General features: G+C 40.7%; 17 protein-coding genes. 15 read left to right on the forward strand and 2 right to left on the reverse strand.

Annotated elements, in window-relative coordinates:
- The first annotated feature begins 179 nt into the window (after positions 1–179).
- The 12 genes from F899_RS06355 to F899_RS06410 all read left to right on the forward strand — a co-directional run bounded on the left by F899_RS06355 (position 180) and on the right by F899_RS06410 (position 12,652).
- Complete coding sequence (locus F899_RS06355) at positions 180–581, forward strand: hypothetical protein (protein WP_005221562.1); 402 nt, start codon at positions 180–182, stop codon at positions 579–581.
- Entirely contained in the window at positions 578–2,728 is a 2,151-nt protein-coding gene (locus F899_RS15165; protein WP_005221564.1) for a DUF3987 domain-containing protein, read from the forward strand. The genes F899_RS06355 and F899_RS15165 overlap by 4 nt, the downstream gene beginning before the upstream one ends.
- A gap of 341 nt (positions 2,729–3,069) precedes the next feature.
- On the forward strand, positions 3,070–3,432 hold the full coding sequence (locus F899_RS06365; RefSeq protein WP_005221566.1) for a hypothetical protein: 363 nt from the start codon (positions 3,070–3,072) through the stop codon (positions 3,430–3,432).
- A 65-nt stretch (positions 3,433–3,497) separates the two neighbouring features.
- Positions 3,498–4,460, forward strand: a complete 963-nt coding sequence (locus tag F899_RS06370; protein ID WP_005221569.1) for a hypothetical protein — start codon at positions 3,498–3,500, stop codon at positions 4,458–4,460.
- A gap of 4 nt (positions 4,461–4,464) precedes the next feature.
- Positions 4,465–5,178 (forward strand): HK97 family phage prohead protease, encoded by a 714-nt coding sequence (locus tag F899_RS06375; protein ID WP_005221570.1) that lies wholly within the window; start codon positions 4,465–4,467, stop codon positions 5,176–5,178.
- Positions 5,175–5,528 carry a hypothetical protein gene (locus F899_RS06380; protein WP_005221571.1) on the forward strand — a complete coding sequence of 118 codons (354 nt, stop codon included), beginning with the start codon at positions 5,175–5,177 and terminating at the stop codon, positions 5,526–5,528. Before F899_RS06375 ends, F899_RS06380 begins: the two co-directional genes overlap by 4 nt.
- A gap of 55 nt (positions 5,529–5,583) precedes the next feature.
- Positions 5,584–5,904: an HNH endonuclease gene (locus F899_RS16045; protein ID WP_034433953.1), complete on the forward strand. Its 321-nt coding sequence runs from the start codon at positions 5,584–5,586 to the stop codon at positions 5,902–5,904.
- Positions 5,905–5,982: 78 nt separating this feature from the next.
- Positions 5,983–6,303: a terminase small subunit gene (locus F899_RS06390; protein ID WP_005221573.1), complete on the forward strand. Its 321-nt coding sequence runs from the start codon at positions 5,983–5,985 to the stop codon at positions 6,301–6,303.
- A gap of 1,139 nt (positions 6,304–7,442) precedes the next feature.
- On the forward strand, positions 7,443–9,170 hold the full coding sequence (locus tag F899_RS06395) for an NAD-dependent malic enzyme (protein ID WP_004894113.1): 1,728 nt from the start codon (positions 7,443–7,445) through the stop codon (positions 9,168–9,170).
- Between the two features lie 314 nt (positions 9,171–9,484).
- Positions 9,485–10,708: an efflux RND transporter periplasmic adaptor subunit gene (locus tag F899_RS06400; RefSeq protein ID WP_008306585.1), complete on the forward strand. Its 1,224-nt coding sequence runs from the start codon at positions 9,485–9,487 to the stop codon at positions 10,706–10,708.
- The gene (locus F899_RS06405) at positions 10,705–11,928 is read left to right on the forward strand and encodes an ABC transporter permease (RefSeq protein WP_005221575.1); all 1,224 of its coding nucleotides are present in this window, start codon (positions 10,705–10,707) and stop codon (positions 11,926–11,928) included. The genes F899_RS06400 and F899_RS06405 overlap by 4 nt, the downstream gene beginning before the upstream one ends.
- Complete coding sequence (locus F899_RS06410; protein WP_005221576.1) at positions 11,921–12,652, forward strand: ABC transporter ATP-binding protein; 732 nt, start codon at positions 11,921–11,923, stop codon at positions 12,650–12,652. Before F899_RS06405 ends, F899_RS06410 begins: the two co-directional genes overlap by 8 nt.
- A 193-nt stretch (positions 12,653–12,845) precedes the next feature.
- Here the strand turns inward: F899_RS06410 and F899_RS06415 are convergent, their stop codons facing one another.
- Entirely contained in the window at positions 12,846–13,037 is a 192-nt protein-coding gene (locus F899_RS06415; protein WP_004894121.1) for a hypothetical protein, read from the reverse strand.
- 424 nt (positions 13,038–13,461) lie between these two features.
- On the opposite strand from F899_RS06415, the gene F899_RS06420 reads away from it, so the two are divergent.
- From F899_RS06420 to F899_RS06430, 3 genes are all read left to right on the forward strand, one after another.
- On the forward strand, positions 13,462–14,115 hold the full coding sequence (locus F899_RS06420) for a YitT family protein (protein WP_005221578.1): 654 nt from the start codon (positions 13,462–13,464) through the stop codon (positions 14,113–14,115).
- Positions 14,116–15,103: 988 nt separating this feature from the next.
- On the forward strand, positions 15,104–17,341 hold the full coding sequence (locus tag F899_RS06425) for an NADP-dependent isocitrate dehydrogenase (RefSeq protein WP_004894125.1): 2,238 nt from the start codon (positions 15,104–15,106) through the stop codon (positions 17,339–17,341).
- Positions 17,342–17,648: 307 nt separating this feature from the next.
- On the forward strand, positions 17,649–18,689 hold the full coding sequence (locus tag F899_RS06430; protein ID WP_004894128.1) for a metallophosphoesterase: 1,041 nt from the start codon (positions 17,649–17,651) through the stop codon (positions 18,687–18,689).
- Positions 18,690–18,768: 79 nt separating this feature from the next.
- Here the strand turns inward: F899_RS06430 and F899_RS06435 are convergent, their stop codons facing one another.
- Entirely contained in the window at positions 18,769–19,191 is a 423-nt protein-coding gene (locus tag F899_RS06435) for an OsmC family protein (RefSeq protein WP_004812288.1), read from the reverse strand.
- Between the last annotated feature and the right edge of the window lie 5 nt (positions 19,192–19,196).

A 19,196-nucleotide genomic window follows, 5' to 3' on the forward strand; every position in this document is an offset into this window, starting at 1 on the left:
AGTGGCTTTTTTGTGCGTAATATCTCTATGCGTTCGCATCTTAATGGTGAAGCTGGAGAGGGACACATTTATGTGTGCAGGTCACCTGTTGAGCCTGTCTGCTAACCCTTTTCAGCTTTGCCACCAATTATTTAGCAGTAATCGGCAAGGCTCCTTTAGTTCAACAGGAGCGCATTCTCATGCCTAAATCTATCTCAAATAAAACAGCTCAAGACCATTTAGAAGATGCTCAAGTCAACCTTGAATCATTAGAAGGCTCATTACTTCGCTTATTTGTCAGTTATGGTCAATGCGACCTTTCTGAGGATAAAGCAAAAGCCATGATAAGCGTTTGCGAAATGCTGGCGAATGGTGCTTTAGAAGATATTGAGAGTGCCAGCGCAAAAACTAAAGTAGATATTCGGGCTTCTATCACTCAAGCGTACGGCATTGTAATTATGCTTGAAGAAATTAAAGGCTTTCATCTAGCGAAAGGATATACAGAGGCAGCCATTCACGGCCTATTCACAGTGGCAGGGACTTTAAATCAATCATTAGAAACTGTGGTTGATGCCATAATTAATGCAGGGGGTGCAGCATGAATGCTAAAATCCCTTGTGATAAAACTATAGATATGTTTGGTGGTGCTGCTCCCTTAGCAGTTAGCACCGATCCAGTGACAGGCAATATAACTGAATATCATTCGATTGAAGATTTTACGACAGGCTGTATTGATGAGCCTAACCTCAAGGTTAAGCCTGAGAGTTATATTTATTCTGAATTGCCTGATTATAACTGTGAAGAATGCACAGCATTGCCTTTTGCAGACCCTCAGCAACTCGATAAAGTTATCGGTTATCGAATTGGAGGTACTGCTAAAAAGTACGATACAAGTCAGACACCACACAAAGAAATTGATTCTAAAAAAATATCATTTTCTATTGGTAAAGAAGGAGTACTTGCAAGCGTTAAAAACAATACCTATATGCCGTATGTTTTGGGAACGGACAGCACGGTATTATTTGCAAAACTTGCGAAGGCTGGCGAATCGGTTGTACTTCATAACGATATTGATGAAGCGTATCAGATTATAAACAATGGTATGCCTGAAACAATATTTAGAATGATGGTCGGTGAAAAACCACCAGTCAATAATGCTGATTTATTTATCCAGGCAGATGAGGATTTAAAAAATTTAAGTCCTAATCTGATTAAAAAGTTTTTCTTTGATAAAAAACGGCAAATCATAAAATCAATCGAATCTGACCTAATCGCACAGCCTCAAGTTGAGGAGATGCAAGCGGATCGGAAAGCTGAAAAGCTGGATAACTGGCAAGCTCCAATAAGCCTGAGAAATGACACCCTGATTCAATCAAAGCCTTATCCTATTGATGAGCTACCGGAAGTCGTGAGGAATGCAATTGTTGCAACCGCCGAATATGTGCAAGCTCCAATTGCAATGGCTGCTCAGTGTGTTTTGGCCAGTATTTCATTTTTAGCACAAGGTAAGGTAAATGCACCCAAAGAAACCAACAGGGAGGGTATGCCAGCCTCCTTATTCTTTTTAACTGAAGGCGGTAGCGGTGGGCGTAAGTCATCTTGTCAAAAGCTGGTTGAATTGCCTATTCGAGAGCATGAACGCCAGCAGTATGATCAGTATAAAAAATCACTGGAAGATTGGAATGCACGGTCGAAAACAATTGAATCGAAAGAGTTTGCGCAGTGGGCTTTAGATAATCCCAGACCAACCGATCCGACCAGTATTTTTTCAGACATTACTATTGAAACCTTGACCAAGTTTTACATTAAAGGAATTGTGAAAAATGCTTCATTGAGTAGCGATGAGGCTGGACAGTTCTTTGATGGTCACACAATGAAGGGCGACACGGCCAAAAGCGCGTTAGGTGCATTTACCAAACTATTTGATGATGGCTATTGTCAGAGAAACCGCGCTTCATCTGATGACAATGGAACGGCCTATGATGTTCGCCTAACCTTCAACCTACTTGGGCAACGTGCTGTACTGGCTGGAGCTTTAAACGATCCGACATTAAGAGGACAGGGCTTTTTACCTCGATTCATTTTAACCGCTCCTGAGAGTATTGCTGGACAGCGAACACATACAATTGAATTTAGACAAAAGCTAAAAAATTCACACAATGACCCTCGATTAACTAAATTTTGGAATCGCTGTAGAGATATTTTAAAAGACGAGCTACCAGTTCTTTTGAATGAATCGGGAGAGGTTCCATACTTTCCAGTTATGCAGCTATCCAGTGAAGCCGAGTTGCTGGAGCTTGATTTCTACAATGAGTGTGAGATTTTGCAGGGTAGCGGAAAACAGTTTGAATTTATGCAGCCTTTCGCTAGTCGTGCAAATGAGCTTGCCAGACGTTTAGGTGCTGTCCTGGCTTACTTTGAAAACAAGTCTGAAATTGATTCTGAAATCATGCAGGCAGCTTGCGCTGTTATTAGACATTCTTTGTCTGAGTGGTTCCGATATTCAGATATTGAAGTAGCCGATGAAAGTGATTCTGAGAAGCTGATTAAGTACCTTTTAACCAAATGCAAAAAGGAAAAAACCAACCGATTGCAAAGAACGGTAGCGATGAAAGGCGCACCACTTCAAATAAGAAAAGCGAAGGAATTTGATCCTTGTTTGAATGAGCTGATCGAGTTTAATTATGTGCGACTGGTGACAATTAACCGCTCCAATTACATTGAATTAAATCCGGCATTGCTGAAATAGTTGCGATTTTGCGATTTATGGCTGAAACCCTTATGGCATAAGGTTATCCATGTCGCAAAGGGTGTGCGATTCCAATGCGGAGTATGCGAAATGATCCGATATTCTCCGCACATGTCGCATACGAATCGCAAGAGCAATGCGAAGCGGAAAGATAGACAGGGCAAGGCTTACAAGGAAAAATCGCAAAATCGCAAAATTTATAGAGTTGGCAGAAAATCACAGACATTAAAAAGCCACCAATGGGCTAGAAAGGTGGCTTAGAAGGGCAAGAAGATATAACCCTATAAGCCAATTATGTACTGGATTTAGGAAAAATACAAATGATACAGGATTGATTGATTATGATGATTCAACCCGAAATTATAGAAACAGTTTTACAGGAAAATGGCATTAATAGACCAGATGCAAAAATGATTGTAGAGCAATTAAAAAAAGTCATGTCAGAGAGGTCGGGAGATATTCAGCCTTATATAAATAATCTATATGTGAAAGCTATTGAGATGAATATTAAGCCAAGCCAAAACGGTACGATTTCAGAGCAGCAGGCAGTTAAGTTGCTGGGTAAATCAAAAGCATTTTTTAGGGTGGCTAGACTGCAAAACAGACTTACTCCAAATTGCATTTTGATAGGCAAAGAATACAGATACACGATCTACAACATTGCTGAATACCTAGCTAAACGCGATAGTTATAAGGCGTTATAAAGCCAAAACATAGAATAATAATTAATCTCTATATTTACTCATATCTTTTATATGAGTATTTTTTTATGAAAACCAATGTCACTACCTTAGTTAAAAGCGTATTTGCTCAACGTCAGGCAGAAAAAGACCATATCCCAGCGCAAGAAGTAGCAATTAAGCACTTTGGCGCAGCTTCAGCCGTTGCACAGATGATGGCATCAAAAGGATTCACAGACCCAACACAGGCAGATTATGCAGCCATTGCAGCCAGTCAGCAGTTTATTAACTTAGTAAAAGAAAAAAGTTTGATTGGTCAGATCGAGTCGCTGGGCAAAAACCTATACATGCCTTTGAATAAGACCCTTAGTGCCTTCGACCTATCGCCATGTGAAGTCGTTCCGCAAAAAGAACCTACCAAAATTTTGACTGAAACCTCTCAAATAGGAATTACTTTAGATTTTAAAAAAATTGGTGGCTATGCAATTTTCCCAGAGCGTTATTTTGAAAGCGACACTTACAGCCTGGTAGAGCCATTGATTAACACAGCTTTAATTAATAGCTATGTTGCTGGCGAGAATGCAGACTTTATCGAAACCATTACAGCAGACGCGAACACAGTCACAGCCACAGGCTCCACAATGCCGACACTACTGGCAGACATTACCAACGCCTTAGCTTCGATTGATGACCCACAAGATGCAATCCTACTGCTCAATCCGTTTACCGCTTTAAATATTGCGAATGAATTGGAGCTAGATAGCCTGGGCGTAAATGGCGGATCAATCCGAGGTATTCCAGTTATCACAAATAAATCAGTAAATGAAAATCAGAAGATTGTACTTGATCTAACCAAGCTCATTCTGGCCACCAATCCAATTGTGGAAATAAAACTTACTAATGAAGCCACAGTTACCACGATGACAAACGAGCCTGTTTATTTATTCCAGGAAAATAAGGTGGCAATTAAAGTAATGGGTATTAATGGCTACAAGTTCCTGGATGGATATACAGCAACAGTGATTGAAGATGCTGAAGTGGTAGGAGGTTGATGATATGGAAAAAGCCTATTCAACATTGACAATAAAGTCAGTAGATAATGAAAAGCGAATCATTAAGGGGATAGCCTCCACTATTTCACCGGATCGGGCAAACGATATTGTTGAAGTTAATGGAATGGTATTTGATCTACCTTTCCCTTTTCTTTGGCAGCATGACCACTCGAAGCCTATTGGCAATGTAGTTGCTGCAAAGCGTTCCAGCAAAGGTTTAGAAATTGAGGTACAGATTGCAAAAATCAAAGAGGCTGGAAGTTTAAAGGATCAGGTAGACCATGCCTGGAATGCAATCAAGGAAGGTTTGGTTCGTGGTTTAAGTATTGGCTTTAGACCACTGGATTATGAAATTCGTTCAGGTGGTGGCATTCATTACACTGCAATCGAAGTATATGAGACAAGTGCGGTAACAATTGCGTGCAATACCCAAGCCACAATTACCGAGATTAAGCGAGCATCTAATGCAGGGGTGCGATTATCGGGATCAGGTCACAGGACTGTTAAATTAAATACAGGCGGTGTGAAGTTATCACCAATCAGTGCGGATATTGTAGCGGATGGATTAAGCCATCAGGAGAAACTCTTAGCTGCTCAACTGGCCTATGCCGATCCAGTGAAGCGCAAGAGCTTGCTGGAGCCATTCATTAATGAGTTTGGTGAAGATAAAGCCAATAAGGTTCGATTGATGGCAGACAGTTTAAGGGGTGACTTATGAAACCAACATTTAAAACTAGAATGATGGCAATGCTCCCGAAGAATGATTATAAGTTCCGCGAGTATTCTGTAGAGGTGCTTCAGCATAATGGCCGACAAATGAAGCCAGCAGAAATTGACTTTATATCTAGTGTGCAAAGGTTACCGCTTGAAGGAATTGCAGAGGTGCTGTGCTTATGGGAGAGCCAGGAGAATAAGCTGGAATTGGTTAAGATTGCCATGTTGTTTCATATTTATCGAAATGACTTTGATGCTTATCTGAAGAACAATAGAAGCAACCCGAAAGTTAAAAGAGCTTTTGAAATATGGGGAAGGATTAAAAGCAATCAGACCCGATCATTTAAAGCATAGTTATTCAATACAGGTGGTGGGCTAGTCCCATCACTTTTTTATTTAGGGTGGAGTAATGGCAAGATTACCAACATTAAAACCACGACTTCAGGTAGCAAAGACCAAGCCACGGATCGACCAGGTGCAGAGAGGGACAGCCCGATTATATGGCAACACTTGGCAGCGGATCAGACAACAGGTATTACTTAAAGGTGAATACACTTGTGCTAAGTGTGGCAGGGTCAGCATGTTTGATATGGAAGTGGACCACATAAAACCGTTGTGGATGGGTGGATCGAACAACCTGAATAACTTACAACTATTATGCAAATCACCTTGTCATGAGTTAAAGACAGCAGAAGAAGCGACCTTGAGAGGTATGGGGGGCTTTGATTGATAAAAAAAGAAATTGGTTAGCGTTAATCGCGCACCCTCGCACTTACAAAAAAATTTCCCTTTTTAGGAATGTTTACCAATGGAGCTAACCAAGAAAAAACAGAAATTTATTGAAGGTATCAGGCAAGGCATGAATCAAAAGGAGGCTGCTATTTATGCTGGATGCCCTGAAAAATCAGCAAAGCAGCAAGGCTATAGGTTGATGCAAGATAAACAGGTAAGGTTTTATCTGGAGAGAGATATAGAACCCAAAAATATTAACATTCCAGAGATTATTAACAATTCAACCGATCCGCTTGAGTTGCTCAGTCAATTTATGAATGATGAGCTGGTGGATATGCACACCAGATTAGAGATAGCTATATTTTTACTGCCTTATTTCCACTCAAAACACGCCTGAATTGACTATTTATTAAACTTGATGTATTCACACGCGCGCGCGCACAAGGGTGCTGATTTGTGGTTTTAGGGCTTAAAATCCCAATAGAATTAAAATGAGTTTAGCAGGCCGGTTCCTTATCTTTGATGTGCTGAAAAACAACAATCCCCCCAGTGGTCAAGATGACCATACCTGAGCCACCAAATAGGGGAGCAGCTTATTTAAAATCTCCAACCGCGGCCAAGCACACGCGACTGGATGCACGTATCTACAATCGAAAGTATTTTGTGATTTTTTACTAAGAAGTTTTAAATTACAAACTGGCTTAAAGGTAGTCAGTGAAAAATACAATGAGCCAATATTATCGGTTTAGTTTGATTCAATTTTCATGTACACAGGCTTGTACATTATAGTTTATATGAAAATATACTTTAATTTATTCAATGCCTTATGTTGTAGTTGGGTATTGGATATACCTACCAAAATTTTAAAACTTCTAAATACTATAACATTTTTTATTTTAAGCCTTTTTATATAATCTAATTTAGTCATATATAAATTCTTCTTTTATTATTCTGATTTTGCTATTTCCTCTCTAAGCATTAGGTTTTTTATAGATTATTTTTTAGATAAAATCTTCAACAAATTATAAATTATTACTAATACCTTGCTTATTAGAAACAATAACTTATTTCATCCTTAATTATAATTTCCTGTTTTTTTTGAGATTTTTTTAAAAAATAATAATTTTTCTCTATTTAATTAAGGCGAATTTATGCTTCTAAAGCAATAATTAAAAATATGAGGATATGTAAAATTTAATAAAATAATGTATTAAAAATAGAACTGGTTAATATATAGTCATTAGCGCAAAATTTCTATTTGATTTGAATCTGTTTTTAACTTATTAAATTATTTTATGTAATTGATTTTATTGGTTTATAAGCTTGAGTATTTTTTTGATATTACCTAATTTTAAAAAAGAAAAACATAGGATCTTTTAAAGTATGCATAAAAAATAATTTGTTTGCTGCTATTTTTTGTAAGACATTAATTTACTAAATACTCATTTTATTAGTATTAATTATTAAAATATCTAAAATATTAGAAATAGCGATAAGATAAAAATATAGAACTTATTCAGCTATTTTTAGAGAGTTATGCCAAATTCCAGAAGTGAGTCAAGTAAAGTGACTAAAAATCAGATAGAGAAACGTCCTCTTTATGTGCCATACGCAGGATATACGTTACTTGAGCTGCCTCTTCTAAACAAAGGTTCTGCTTTTACCGAAGAAGAAAGAAAGAGTTTTAATTTACATGGGCTTATCCCTCATGTCATTGAGTCTATTGAAGAACAAAGTCAACGTTCTTATCAGCAATACTGTTCTTTTAATGATGATATTAATAAGCACATTTATCTGCGTAACATTCAAGATACCAATGAAACGCTGTTTTATCATTTAATTGAAAATCATTTAAGTGAAATGATGCCCATCATTTATACCCCAACGGTAGGCGAGGCATGTCAGCGCTTTTCAGATATCTATCGCCGGCATCGTGGGATATTTATTTCCTATGCTGACCGTGAGGGCATTGATCAGATTTTACATAATGTCAATCGCAGAAATGTCAAAGTCGTGGTGATTACAGATGGTGAGCGGATTTTAGGTTTGGGTGATCAAGGGATCGGAGGAATGGGCATTCCGATTGGAAAATTAGCCTTATATACTGCATGTGGGGGAATCAGTCCGGCTTATACATTGCCAATTACGCTGGATGTGGGAACCAATAATCAACAGCTCTTAAATGATCCGATCTATATGGGCTGGCGTAAACCGCGTATTAGTGGCGATGAGTATTTCAATTTTGTTGATCAGGTCATTCATGCCGTTCAAAAAAGATGGCCAAATGTCCTGATTCAATTTGAAGATTTTGCTCAACATCATGCGATGCCATTATTAGAAAAATATCGTGATCAAGCATGCTGTTTTAATGATGATATTCAAGGGACGGCTGCAGTTGCAGTGGGTAGCCTGATTGCAGCATCACATGCTTCTAATAAACAACTGAAAGACCAAACCGTAGCTTTCCTCGGAGCAGGTTCTGCAGGATGTGGTATTGCGGAGCAGATTGTTGCCCAGATGGTAGCAGAAGGATTAACGGATGCTCAGGCACGTAAACGTGTTTTCATGGTGGATCGTTTTGGTCTGATTACAGAAAATCAGCCAAATCTTTTAGATTTCCAGCGAAAATTAGCTCAGGATCCAAAAAATATCGCCAAATGGGCAGATGCGGAAAGTACGATTTCATTACTTGATGTAGTGAAATTTGCGAAACCTACAGTTCTTATTGGTGTATCTGGACAGCCGGGCTTATTCAGTAAAGATGTCATTACAGCGATGGCTGAGCACTGTGAGCATCCGATTATTTTCCCATTGTCTAATCCAACTTCCAAAGTGGAAGCGGTTCCTTCAGATATTATCCAGTGGACAGATGGGAAAGCATTAATTGCCACAGGTAGTCCATTTACACCCGTCAATTATCAGGGGGAGATTTATAACATTTCGCAATGTAATAACTCCTATATTTTCCCTGGGATTGGATTAGGTGTAATTGCATCTGGAGCGAAGCGAGTGACCAATAATATGTTAATGGCCTCAAGTAATGCATTAGCTGAATGCTCACCGAAATTGAAAGATCCGAAAGCAGATTTGTTGCCTGAATTGGATCAGATTCAGCAGATTTCCAAGGTGATTGCATTAAGAGTTGCGCAAGCGGCAATACAAGATGGGGTGGCTCCTCAGGCAACTATAGAAACGTTGAAAGAAGCAATTGAAGCGAATTTCTGGAAGCCTGAATATCGTCGATATGAGCGGGTTACATTTTAATAGGTGATCAGTTTATAGGAACTAGGTGCAAGGGTTTATAAGTAATATGCTTATGAACCCTTTTTTGAGTAGCTAAGACGATGATCTTCATGAGTAATATTTTCTTGCTTTATAATGTCTGATACAAAAAATGAATCTGGGCAGATTCAAAAAGAATAATTTTACAGTTTAATTGAAACTATGAAAGAATGTTAAATAAACTGGTATATGAAATCATCATAAAAACTTGTTATAAATTAAAGATTACGAAACAACTAAATACTTCTACACCTTTTTAATTGAATATGCAGTTAAAAATCCTCGGAGATGTCCATGTGCGTGCTGCCCGCTATAAAATTCTGATTGTTATATTACTGGTCCTGATAGCGGGTTTTGTACTTTTGCGCTGGTGGAAAGGACCGGAATTGCCGAGCTATACCTTAAAGGCGATGCCATTAGTACAAAATGTAGTAGCAACAGGACGTGTGGCAACGGTATCTCGTGCTGACATTGGCAGTGAGCTTGCTGGTGTTGTGCTGGAACGACGCGTTCAGGAAGGTGATCAAGTTAAACCAGGCGATCTGTTGGTCGTATTGAAATCAGATGAATTGGCTGCCCAGGTGCGGCAGGCAGAAGTTGCACTGACCGAATTAGCCACAAGTCGACGTCCACAGGCCGCAGCAGAATTAGCCTCGGCCAAAGCTCAACTTGAGCAGGCCAGCCGTGAAGCCAACCGTCGACGTAATGCCGAGCCAGGCATTCTTTCGGCTGAAGAAATTGAACAGGCAGTCGAAGCGGAAAGGGTCGCACGCAATAACTTCGAAACCGCACGACTCAAGGCAGCTGCATTGGCACAGGGACAGGTTGAAGAAGCCTCATTGCGCGAGCAGCTTGCAGTTGCTAAGGCTCAACTGGACAAAACCAAAATTCGTGCGACGGTCGCAGGCACAGTACTGACTCGCGATGTAGAGCCGGGTGATCTGGTTCAGCCAGGACAGACCTTATTTACTATTGCCATTAATGGCAATACCGAAATTCGCGTTCCATTGGATGAACGTAATTTATCGCGACTGGCTTTAGAGCAAAAAGCAACGGTGATTGCTGATGCCTATCCCGAGTACACTTTCCCTGCATGGATTAGCTTTATTGCTCCAAGTATCGATCCGCAACGTGGCACAGTTGAGCTTAAACTTACTGTAGATCCGGTACCTGATTTTCTACGTCAGGATATGACGGTTTCAGTCAATGTAGAAACGGGTCGCCGCGAGCGAGCTTTAGCCATACCTAATGATGCGCTTACCGGTCTTAAAGGAGATAAAGCGACAGTACTACTGGTACGCAATGGTAAGGTTCAACGTCAACAAGTCACATTAGGCTTGCGTGGTCTGGATCGTGCTGAAGTAATTTCAGGTTTGAAGGAGGGTGATCAGGTACTGGCTAATCCGGACGCTTCTTTAGAAGATGGCGCACGAGTGCGGATAAAACCGCAAAATATCCTAACTGAAAATCCTGCCAATCAAAACAATACTAAAAACGAAATACCGGTGAAACTCGATTGAAAAACTTTTTCGGACGGCTATGGACCGAATGGAAAATTGCGGTCAGTTTCTTACGTGAAGGCCGATCACAATCCATCATGATCACTGTCGGAGTCGCAGTGGGCGTGGCTGTGATTGTATTTATTACAGCATTGATTCAAGGTTTGCAATCCAATCTGATTGACCGGACTTTAGGGACCCAAGCACATATCCGTTTATTGTCTCCAGATGAAGTCAATCAGGTCGCGCCAACCAAAGAAGGTATTATTCAGCTTGTATTGGAAGATAAGCGCGCACAACGTTTACGTTCCATCAATAACTGGCAGCAAATTGTAACGACACTGGATCAATTGCCCGTTCTGACTGCAGTATCACCTGTTGTTTCTGGACCGGCTCTGGTCCAGCGTGGGGATGCGATCGAATCTGTTGCACTGGTTGGGATTGATCTGGAACGTTATCAGCAGATTATTCCTTTAAAAGAATACTTACAGAGCGGTCAGTTAAGGATTGGTGCGGATGATGTCGTGATTGGCAGTGAATTGGCTAAAGATCTTGGTGTGCAGGTAGGGAGTAAATTACGGCTGGATACCGGGCAGCAAGAAAGTACCTTGGTAAATATTGCCGGGATTTTTGAGTTAGGGGTGCGTGAACTGGATGCACGCTATATCTATCTGGATTTGAAACAGGCACAGTCTTTGTTGCTGTTGCCGGGTGGGGTGACGGTAATTGATCTGCGGGTAACGGACCTTTTTCAGGCAGATCAGATTGCGGATCAGGTAGGACGCCTGACGTCCTTGCAGGCTGAAAGCTGGATTGAAACCAATGCGCAGTTGATGAATGCGATTTCCTCACAAAGTCTCTCGACCAATATGATTATTATTTTCGTCGCCGTTTCAGTCGCTTTTGGTATTGCCAGTGTCATGTCAGTTAGCGTGGTGCAACGAACCCGGGAAATTGGAATCTTACGCGCGACTGGTGCAACCCAAACACAAATTTTAAGAGTATTCCTGTTTCAGGGGGCGATTTTTGGGCTTATCGGTTCGGCAATCGGCAGTTCTGCCAGTTATGGCCTGGTATGGATTTTTAATAATTTTGGCCCAGGCCTGTTTTATATTCCAGTACCTATTGAACTGGTACTTCTAGCACTGTTATTGGCAACTTTGACCGGTGTACTGGCAGCCGCTATACCAGCACGTCGTGCAGCAGCCTTGGACCCAGTGGAGGCGATTCGTCATGTCTGAGCAGTTTCAAGAAGTTTTGCGTTTAGAGGCGCTGCGAAAATCTTATAATATTGGTCAACCAAATGAAGTGGAAGTTTTGCACGGTATTGACCTATGTATTGAACGTCAGGATTTTGCTGCACTGATTGGTCCTTCAGGTTCAGGAAAAAGTACCTTATTGAATATTCTGGGATTACTGGATCAGCCGAGCAGTGGTGAATTATATCTGCTTGGTCAGCCGACCAGTAAAATGACAGATACACAACGGACTGCACTACGAGGCAACAGTATTGGCTTTGTTTTCCAGTTTCACCATCTGATTCAGGCATTTACTGCACTTAATAATATTTTAATGCCATTAATGTTGACCCACGGCAGACCCGATCAACAGTCAATTGATCAGGCACGTGAATTACTGGCAGCAGTTGGACTGGAAAAGTTTGCTGATCGTAAACCGAATGAGCTGTCTGGTGGACAGCAACAGCGTGTTGCGATTGCTCGTGCATTAATTACCAATCCAGCTTTATTACTGGCAGATGAACCCACCGGAAATCTGGATACGCAAACTGCGGAAGAAATGTTTGCGCTATTTCGTAAGGTGCATCAGGAACGGGATTGTGCCGTACTTTTAGTCACTCATGATCCGCGTTTATCAGCTACCTGTGATCGTACCATCAATCTGGTCGATGGCCTGATTCAAAGTGATACCAGAATGCAAAGGGTTGAGAAAGAACCGAAGCAATGACTCATTCATTCATCATTATAAGAACATGACTATTCTGATTTTGGTGATGTCGCTCATGTTCTACAATAGGATGAGTTTTTCAAAAAGTATCCAAAGCAGAGGGACAGCTCTGTATTTTCAGGATTTTTCAGGGGGTAGGGTAGTTCAAGCCAAATATAATGCTAAAGGCCTGCAATACCATAAAGATGATTAGCTAGGGATTCTCATCTTCTTCATCCTCATGTCTTTGACGGATCTGGTCGCGTTTAACTTGGGGATCTTTATCTATACCTAATTGACCACGTTGAATTTCCAGATCCTGCTTTTCTTGCGGGTCTAATTCCTCCTCAGGAAATTCTTCGTTCAATGCTTCCTCAAGTTCTTTGTTTTCATCTGGATTTGCCATAAGAGTTTACCTACTTCTTCATGAATCACGTTATTGGATGTTCTTCCTATTATAAAAACCGAACCTCCCAAGTCTGTTGTATTTATAGCTCGGCTGATTTAAAAAATTGTTGCCAATGTAAGTGATTTTAATGACTCGCTAATAATCCTAATAAGTGCTTTATAAATGTTAATGCTTGTTTAGAAGCATTAGTTCACAATTTCTTTTTCTCCTAGACAGATCAATGTATTAATCTAAGTCTAGTGCCAAATATCTTATGACATAGAGAATGATAAATTTTATATAAAAATCAGTTTTTGGTGCCTGTTGCTGGCAAGCAAATTGCAATAACAACAAACCGTCAGGTTCTGTGCCAGAAGTGCAGAGCCTAAATTAAACCCTCGGCTTCGCCACAAGCGAAAAAGAGTTTTAAAGGTTAGCGTATATGGCAATTCAATCTAATCCTCGGGTGATTTACCCGACGCGTCATCCTGCACCGCAGGAGACCAGAAAACATACTGCGTTTGAAGACCTACAGGCCTTATTCTCAGGTTCTCTGTTTGTCAGTATCTGTATGACCATGTTTGCTCAGGCGGGCTTATTGACCGGCAGTACCGCAGGGCTTGCCTTTGTGCTGCATTACGCCACAGGCTGGTCTTTCAGTCTAATCTATTTTGTGATCAATATCCCTTTTTACTGGTTCGCCTGGAAATATATTGGCAGGGAATTTACGCTCAAGACTTTTATTTCTGTCGCTTTACTCTCACTGATTACCTTTATTGCACCTCGGTATTTGCATATTGATTATCTGCATCCAGCTTTTGCCGCGATTGCAGGTGGCTTTCTGATGGGAACCGGTGTGCTGTTCTTGGCCCGACATAAATCCAGTCTCGGTGGTGCAACCATCATTTCCCTATATGCACAGGAAAAGTGGGGTATGAAAGCAGGCAATGTACAGATGGTAATTGACTGTATGGTGGTGCTACTTGCACTCTGGATTGTGCCATTTGATAAAGTGTTTTGGTCAATTCTGGCAGCAGTGATCATGGGAAGTTTTCTGGCGATTAATCATCGACCGGGACGCTATAAAGGGCATTGAATAAAAGACAGGATTGGAAAATAGCCTAAGCATTAATACTGATTCATAAATCTAAAAAAGAGCAATGAACAACAAGGCCTGTTGCTCTTTAATATTGAATCAAACCACGTCCATCAGAACATGATCGCTAGGATGTGTACTGATAGCTAACTATATTTAACTTTACTTGAATTGCTTTAATTTGCTATCTAAATGCCTTTCTTTTACTGACTTCTTTCCACCTTCAGTTTTGTAGCCGACGGCTTTTTTATAACAAATATCTACAATAATTTATTGTGTTAAAAGTAGAGCAACACCCCTTATGAACATCTCAAAATTACAATCTTGGAGTAGATTACTGATAAATAAAAAAGTATATTTTTTAGCTTAAATTTGCCGATTTATTTATCTAAAAAACTATGATCAGAATAAAATTAAAAACAGTAAAATCATCATTTTCGCTAACATATTCAGATTTTGTTTAAATTGACCAAGATGTTTCAAGTAGTCTGTCATTAAGTCCAACACTGAACAAATCTGTTCATCGTTTTTTTGTCTCTTTTAATAGTTAAAAACTTTGATTGCCCTGAAATAGGGCTAAAAATGATGATGATGAATAGTCCATTTGACTTTTTAAAGTATAGGTACTTATAAAAAAGCTATTTTCTATACGGTGAATAAACTAAGTAAACTTAAGGATTCATTAGAAATTAACAGCTCTAAAAAAACTATATATTAGAAAAACTGCTAAATATTCTTTAAAAATAGGCAGAATAAGAATAATAGATTTTTTGTATATGAAAGATGAGTAAATTGATTGGATTATAATCAATAGAAAATTGCAACAAATTGTATAATTTTTCAGCAAAATCACAACTTGAAATGATATTTCGTTGACTGTAAAGCAAGGAGATACGATACTCTCAAGGTTTAATGCAAACATATCGGTTCACAGGGTCTGAGTCAAAAGCTTGATCCTCAAAACTCTATCAAACGCAAGGGGCTATATATGGCTGGTGGAAAGTCAACAATCATTTACACACTGACCGACGAGGCGCCATTGTTGGCGACCTACTCGCTACTGCCGATCATTGAGACCTTTACTAAGCCTGCTGGCGTTGAGATTGTCAAAACTGACATCTCTGTTGCAGCACGCGTGCTCGCAGAATTCTCAGACTACCTGACTGAAGAACAGAAAGTAGCTGACAACCTTGCTGAGCTAGGCCGTCTTACACAAGATCCAAGCACAAATATTATTAAACTACCTAATATCAGTGCTTCTGTAGCTCAGTTAACAGCATGTATTAAAGAGCTTCAGTCTAAGGGCTATGCAATTCCTGATTATCCAGAAAACCCAACTACTGAAGAAGAAAAAGCACTTAAAGCACGTTTCGGTAAATGCCTCGGTTCTGCTGTAAACCCGGTATTACGTGAAGGTAACTCTGACCGTCGTGCCCCAACTGCCGTTAAAAACTACGCGAAAAAACACCCGCACTCTATGAGCGAGTGGAAACAGTGGTCACAAACTCACGTTTCACATATGGACGAAGGTGACTTCTACCACGGTGAAAAGTCGATGACTTTAGACCGCGCACGTAACGTGAAAATGGAATTAATCACTAAGTCTGGTGAAACCATTGTTCTTAAGCCAAAAGTTGCGCTTCAAGACGGCGAAATCATCGACTCCATGTTCATGAGCAAAAAAGCGCTTTGCGACTTCTATGAAAAAGAATTAGATGACTGTAAAGAAGCAGGCATCCTGTTTTCTCTACACGTTAAAGCGACCATGATGAAAGTGTCACACCCGATCGTATTCGGTCACTGTGTGCGCATTTACTACAAAGAAGCGTTTGAGAAACACGGTAAACTGTTTGATGAGCTAGGCATTAACGTAAACAACGGTATGGCTGGCCTTTACGAGAAGATTGAAACACTTCCGACTTCTTTACGTGAAGAAATCATCCGTGACTTACACGCTTGTCAAGAACACCGTCCAGCGCTTGCAATGGTTGATTCTGCGAAAGGTATCACTAACTTCCATTCTCCAAACGACGTAATTGTAGATGCTTCTATGCCTGCAATGATTCGTGGTGGTGGCAAAATGTGGGGTGCTGACGGCAAACCTTACGACTGTAAAGCAGTAATGCCTGAGTCTACTTTCGCACGTATTTACCAGGAAATGATCAATTTCTGTAAATGGAATGGTAACTTCGATCCACGTACAATGGGTACTGTACCTAACGTTGGTTTGATGGCACAAAAAGCTGAAGAATACGGTTCACACGACAAGACTTTCGAAATTCCTGAAGCAGGTATTGCGAACATCACCGACCTTGAAACAGGTGAAGTGTTGATGTCTCAAAACGTGGAAGAAGGCGATATCTGGCGTATGTGTCAGGTGAAAGACGCACCGATCCGCGACTGGGTAAAACTTGCTGTAACGCGTGCACGTAACTCTGGTATGCCTGCAATCTTCTGGCTTGACCCGTACCGTCCACACGAAAACGAACTGATCAAGAAAGTTCAAACTTACTTGAAAGATCATGACACTGACGGTCTAGACATCCAGATCATGTCTCAAGTACGTGCGATGCGTTATACACTTGAACGTGTTGCTCGTGGCCTGGATACTATTTCAGTAACGGGTAACATCCTGCGTGACTACCTGACTGACTTGTTCCCAATCATGGAACTGGGTACTTCTGCGAAAATGCTTTCTATCGTGCCATTAATGGCGGGTGGCGGCATGTACGAAACTGGTGCGGGCGGTTCTGCACCTAAGCATGTACAACAGCTGGTAGAAGAAAACCACTTACGTTGGGATTCTTTAGGCGAGTTCCTGGCACTTGCTGTTTCTCTAGAAGAAATGGGTATTAAAGAAAATAATCCACGTGCGAAACTACTTGCAAACACACTTGATGCTGCGACTGGTAAATTGCTTGACAATGACAAGTCTCCATCACGTCGTACTGGCGAGTTAGACAACCGTGGTAGCCACTTCTACCTGGCTAAATTCTGGGCTGAAGAGCTTGCTACACAAGATCAAGATGCAGAATTGAAAGCGAAATTCGCGCCTATCGCACAAGCCTTGGCTGAAAACGAAGCGAAAATCGTTGAAGAACTGAATACTGTTCAAGGTAAAACTGTAGACATCGGTGGTTACTACGCAGTTGATCCTGCGAAAGTAAATGCTGTAATGCGTCCAAGTGCGACATTGAACCAGATCATTGAATCACTACAGGCTTAATTAGAAGCTGGACTGACTATCAGCTTAGTGAACTGAAATAAAAACCGGTGCTTAGGCACCGGTTTTTATTTACCATGATTAAAACATAAAAAATGCTTTATTAGCGAAGCATCAGCCTTTAGAGCTATAGGTGAAATGAATAAACAGCCATTTCATATAGATAAGAAGATGGTTCGTTTTGAACGCCCCAAAAATTTAGCTTGAACACCCGATTAAAGGTATAGACAATATAATGAATATATTGAAAGAATTAGATTAATACTCAGTCTGAGTAATTGCAGGACTCAAATGTCGAGGAGGTGTCTGAATGTCATATCAGTTCATCCAGCCTATTCAGGGAGATCGTTTCGACATTGTGGGTGATATTCATGGTGAGATCGACGCCTTAAACAGTCTCTTACATGTCATGGGCTATAATCTTAAAGGTGAGCATCCAGAACAGCGTAAGCTGATCTTTGTGGGTGATCTTTGTGACCGTGGGCAAAACAGTGTCGCAGTAATTCAGCAAGTGAAGATTTTAATGGAGCGGGGCCATGCCTACTGTGTGCTGGGCAACCATGAGCTGAACCTGCTAAATCAATCCTATCGTGAAGGCAATGGCTGGTATTTTGGCTCACCGCATATGGATGACCATAAATCTTTTTACTCTGTACCTGCTACACCACAAGACCAGCTGTGGATTCTACAATTTCTGCAAACTTTGCCCATTGCACTGGAATCAGATCAAATCCGGGTTGTGCATGCCTGCTGGGATACACACTCCATTCAACAACTAAAAGCACTGGACAAGCTGCATTTACTTGAAGCCTATGAACATTTTGTCCAGCAGACCCAGCAACATATTACTGATGCAGGTATTACAGAACAGGCATTCCAGGAAGCAGATCAGTTTCGTGAAGCGCTCACTGATCCGAATAGCGATATTCCTTGGCTGAAACATTTGGCACAAAAGGAATGGATTGAGCAGATGTATAATCCCATCAAAGTGTTGACCTCTGGTACCGAATATATGACAGATAAGCCCATTTATGCCGGCGGCAAGTGGCGTATGAAAGACCGTCTGCCTTGGTGGGAAGATTATCAGGAGGATATCCCCGTCATTATTGGTCATTACTGGCGTAAATTTGACTCGGCTGAAGTGAAAGCTGGCCTGTTTCAGCAGATTAATCCGCTACAGTGGTTTGGGTATAAGCAAAATGTGTTCTGTGTGGATTATTCAGTCGGGAAACGCTATCTAGATCGGCAGCAGCAACGAGAATTTTCAAGCAAATTAGCAGCTCTTAGATGGCCTGAAAAGCAGGTGATTTTTGAGGATGGTTCAACTTATTCGACCTCTCAATCTGTCTAAATGGTGTTGGTCTGATATCAAATAACAGATTAAAGAAAAAGCGGTCTGAGGGACCGCTTTTATAACTAGATCAGCCGGATTATTCAGCTTCAATAATTTCAAAATCGTGCGTAATTTCCACACCGCCATCAGACAGCATTTTACTGGCTGAGCAGTATTTTTCGGCAGAAAGCTCGACAGCCTTAGCCACTTGTTTCTCTTTAATGCCTTTACCTGTCACCACAAAATGCAGGTGAATCTTCGTAAATACCGCAGGAATAGTATCGGCACGTTCCGCATTGAGTTCACAACGAACATCGGTAATATCCTGACGTGCCTTCTTTAAAATGGTGACAATATCAAACGAAGCACAACCACCCAAACCGGTTAATAGAAGTTCCATTGGACGAGGGCCACGGTTCTCACCACCATATTCTGGCGAGCCGTCCATGACGATACTGTGACCACTTTGCGTTTTTGCTTCAAAAGCAACATTCTCTAACCAATGAACGCTTGTTTGCATTGCAA

Source organism: Acinetobacter sp. CIP 101934 (assembly GCF_000369585.1).
GTDB classification, from domain to species: Bacteria; Pseudomonadota; Gammaproteobacteria; order Pseudomonadales; family Moraxellaceae; genus Acinetobacter; species Acinetobacter schindleri.

What these genes read in the sequence shown, in the direction of transcription:
- F899_RS06355 (WP_005221562.1), top strand. Translation starts at nt 180, where the DNA reads ATGCCTAAATCTATCTCAAATAAAACAGCTCAAGACCATTTAGAAGAT.
- F899_RS15165 (WP_005221564.1), top strand. Translation starts at nt 578, where the DNA reads ATGAATGCTAAAATCCCTTGTGATAAAACTATAGATATGTTTGGTGGT.
- F899_RS06365 (WP_005221566.1), top strand. Translation starts at nt 3,070, where the DNA reads ATGATGATTCAACCCGAAATTATAGAAACAGTTTTACAGGAAAATGGC.
- F899_RS06370 (WP_005221569.1), top strand. Translation starts at nt 3,498, where the DNA reads ATGAAAACCAATGTCACTACCTTAGTTAAAAGCGTATTTGCTCAACGT.
- F899_RS06375 (WP_005221570.1), top strand. Translation starts at nt 4,465, where the DNA reads ATGGAAAAAGCCTATTCAACATTGACAATAAAGTCAGTAGATAATGAA.
- F899_RS06380 (WP_005221571.1), top strand. Translation starts at nt 5,175, where the DNA reads ATGAAACCAACATTTAAAACTAGAATGATGGCAATGCTCCCGAAGAAT.
- F899_RS16045 (WP_034433953.1), top strand. Translation starts at nt 5,584, where the DNA reads ATGGCAAGATTACCAACATTAAAACCACGACTTCAGGTAGCAAAGACC.
- F899_RS06390 (WP_005221573.1), top strand. Translation starts at nt 5,983, where the DNA reads ATGGAGCTAACCAAGAAAAAACAGAAATTTATTGAAGGTATCAGGCAA.
- F899_RS06395 (WP_004894113.1), top strand. Translation starts at nt 7,443, where the DNA reads ATGCCAAATTCCAGAAGTGAGTCAAGTAAAGTGACTAAAAATCAGATA.
- F899_RS06410 (WP_005221576.1), top strand. Translation starts at nt 11,921, where the DNA reads ATGTCTGAGCAGTTTCAAGAAGTTTTGCGTTTAGAGGCGCTGCGAAAA.
- F899_RS06415 (WP_004894121.1), bottom strand. Translation starts at nt 13,037, where the DNA reads ATGGCAAATCCAGATGAAAACAAAGAACTTGAGGAAGCATTGAACGAA.
- F899_RS06420 (WP_005221578.1), top strand. Translation starts at nt 13,462, where the DNA reads ATGGCAATTCAATCTAATCCTCGGGTGATTTACCCGACGCGTCATCCT.
- F899_RS06425 (WP_004894125.1), top strand. Translation starts at nt 15,104, where the DNA reads ATGGCTGGTGGAAAGTCAACAATCATTTACACACTGACCGACGAGGCG.
- F899_RS06430 (WP_004894128.1), top strand. Translation starts at nt 17,649, where the DNA reads ATGTCATATCAGTTCATCCAGCCTATTCAGGGAGATCGTTTCGACATT.
- F899_RS06435 (WP_004812288.1), bottom strand. Translation starts at nt 19,191, where the DNA reads ATGCAAACAAGCGTTCATTGGTTAGAGAATGTTGCTTTTGAAGCAAAA.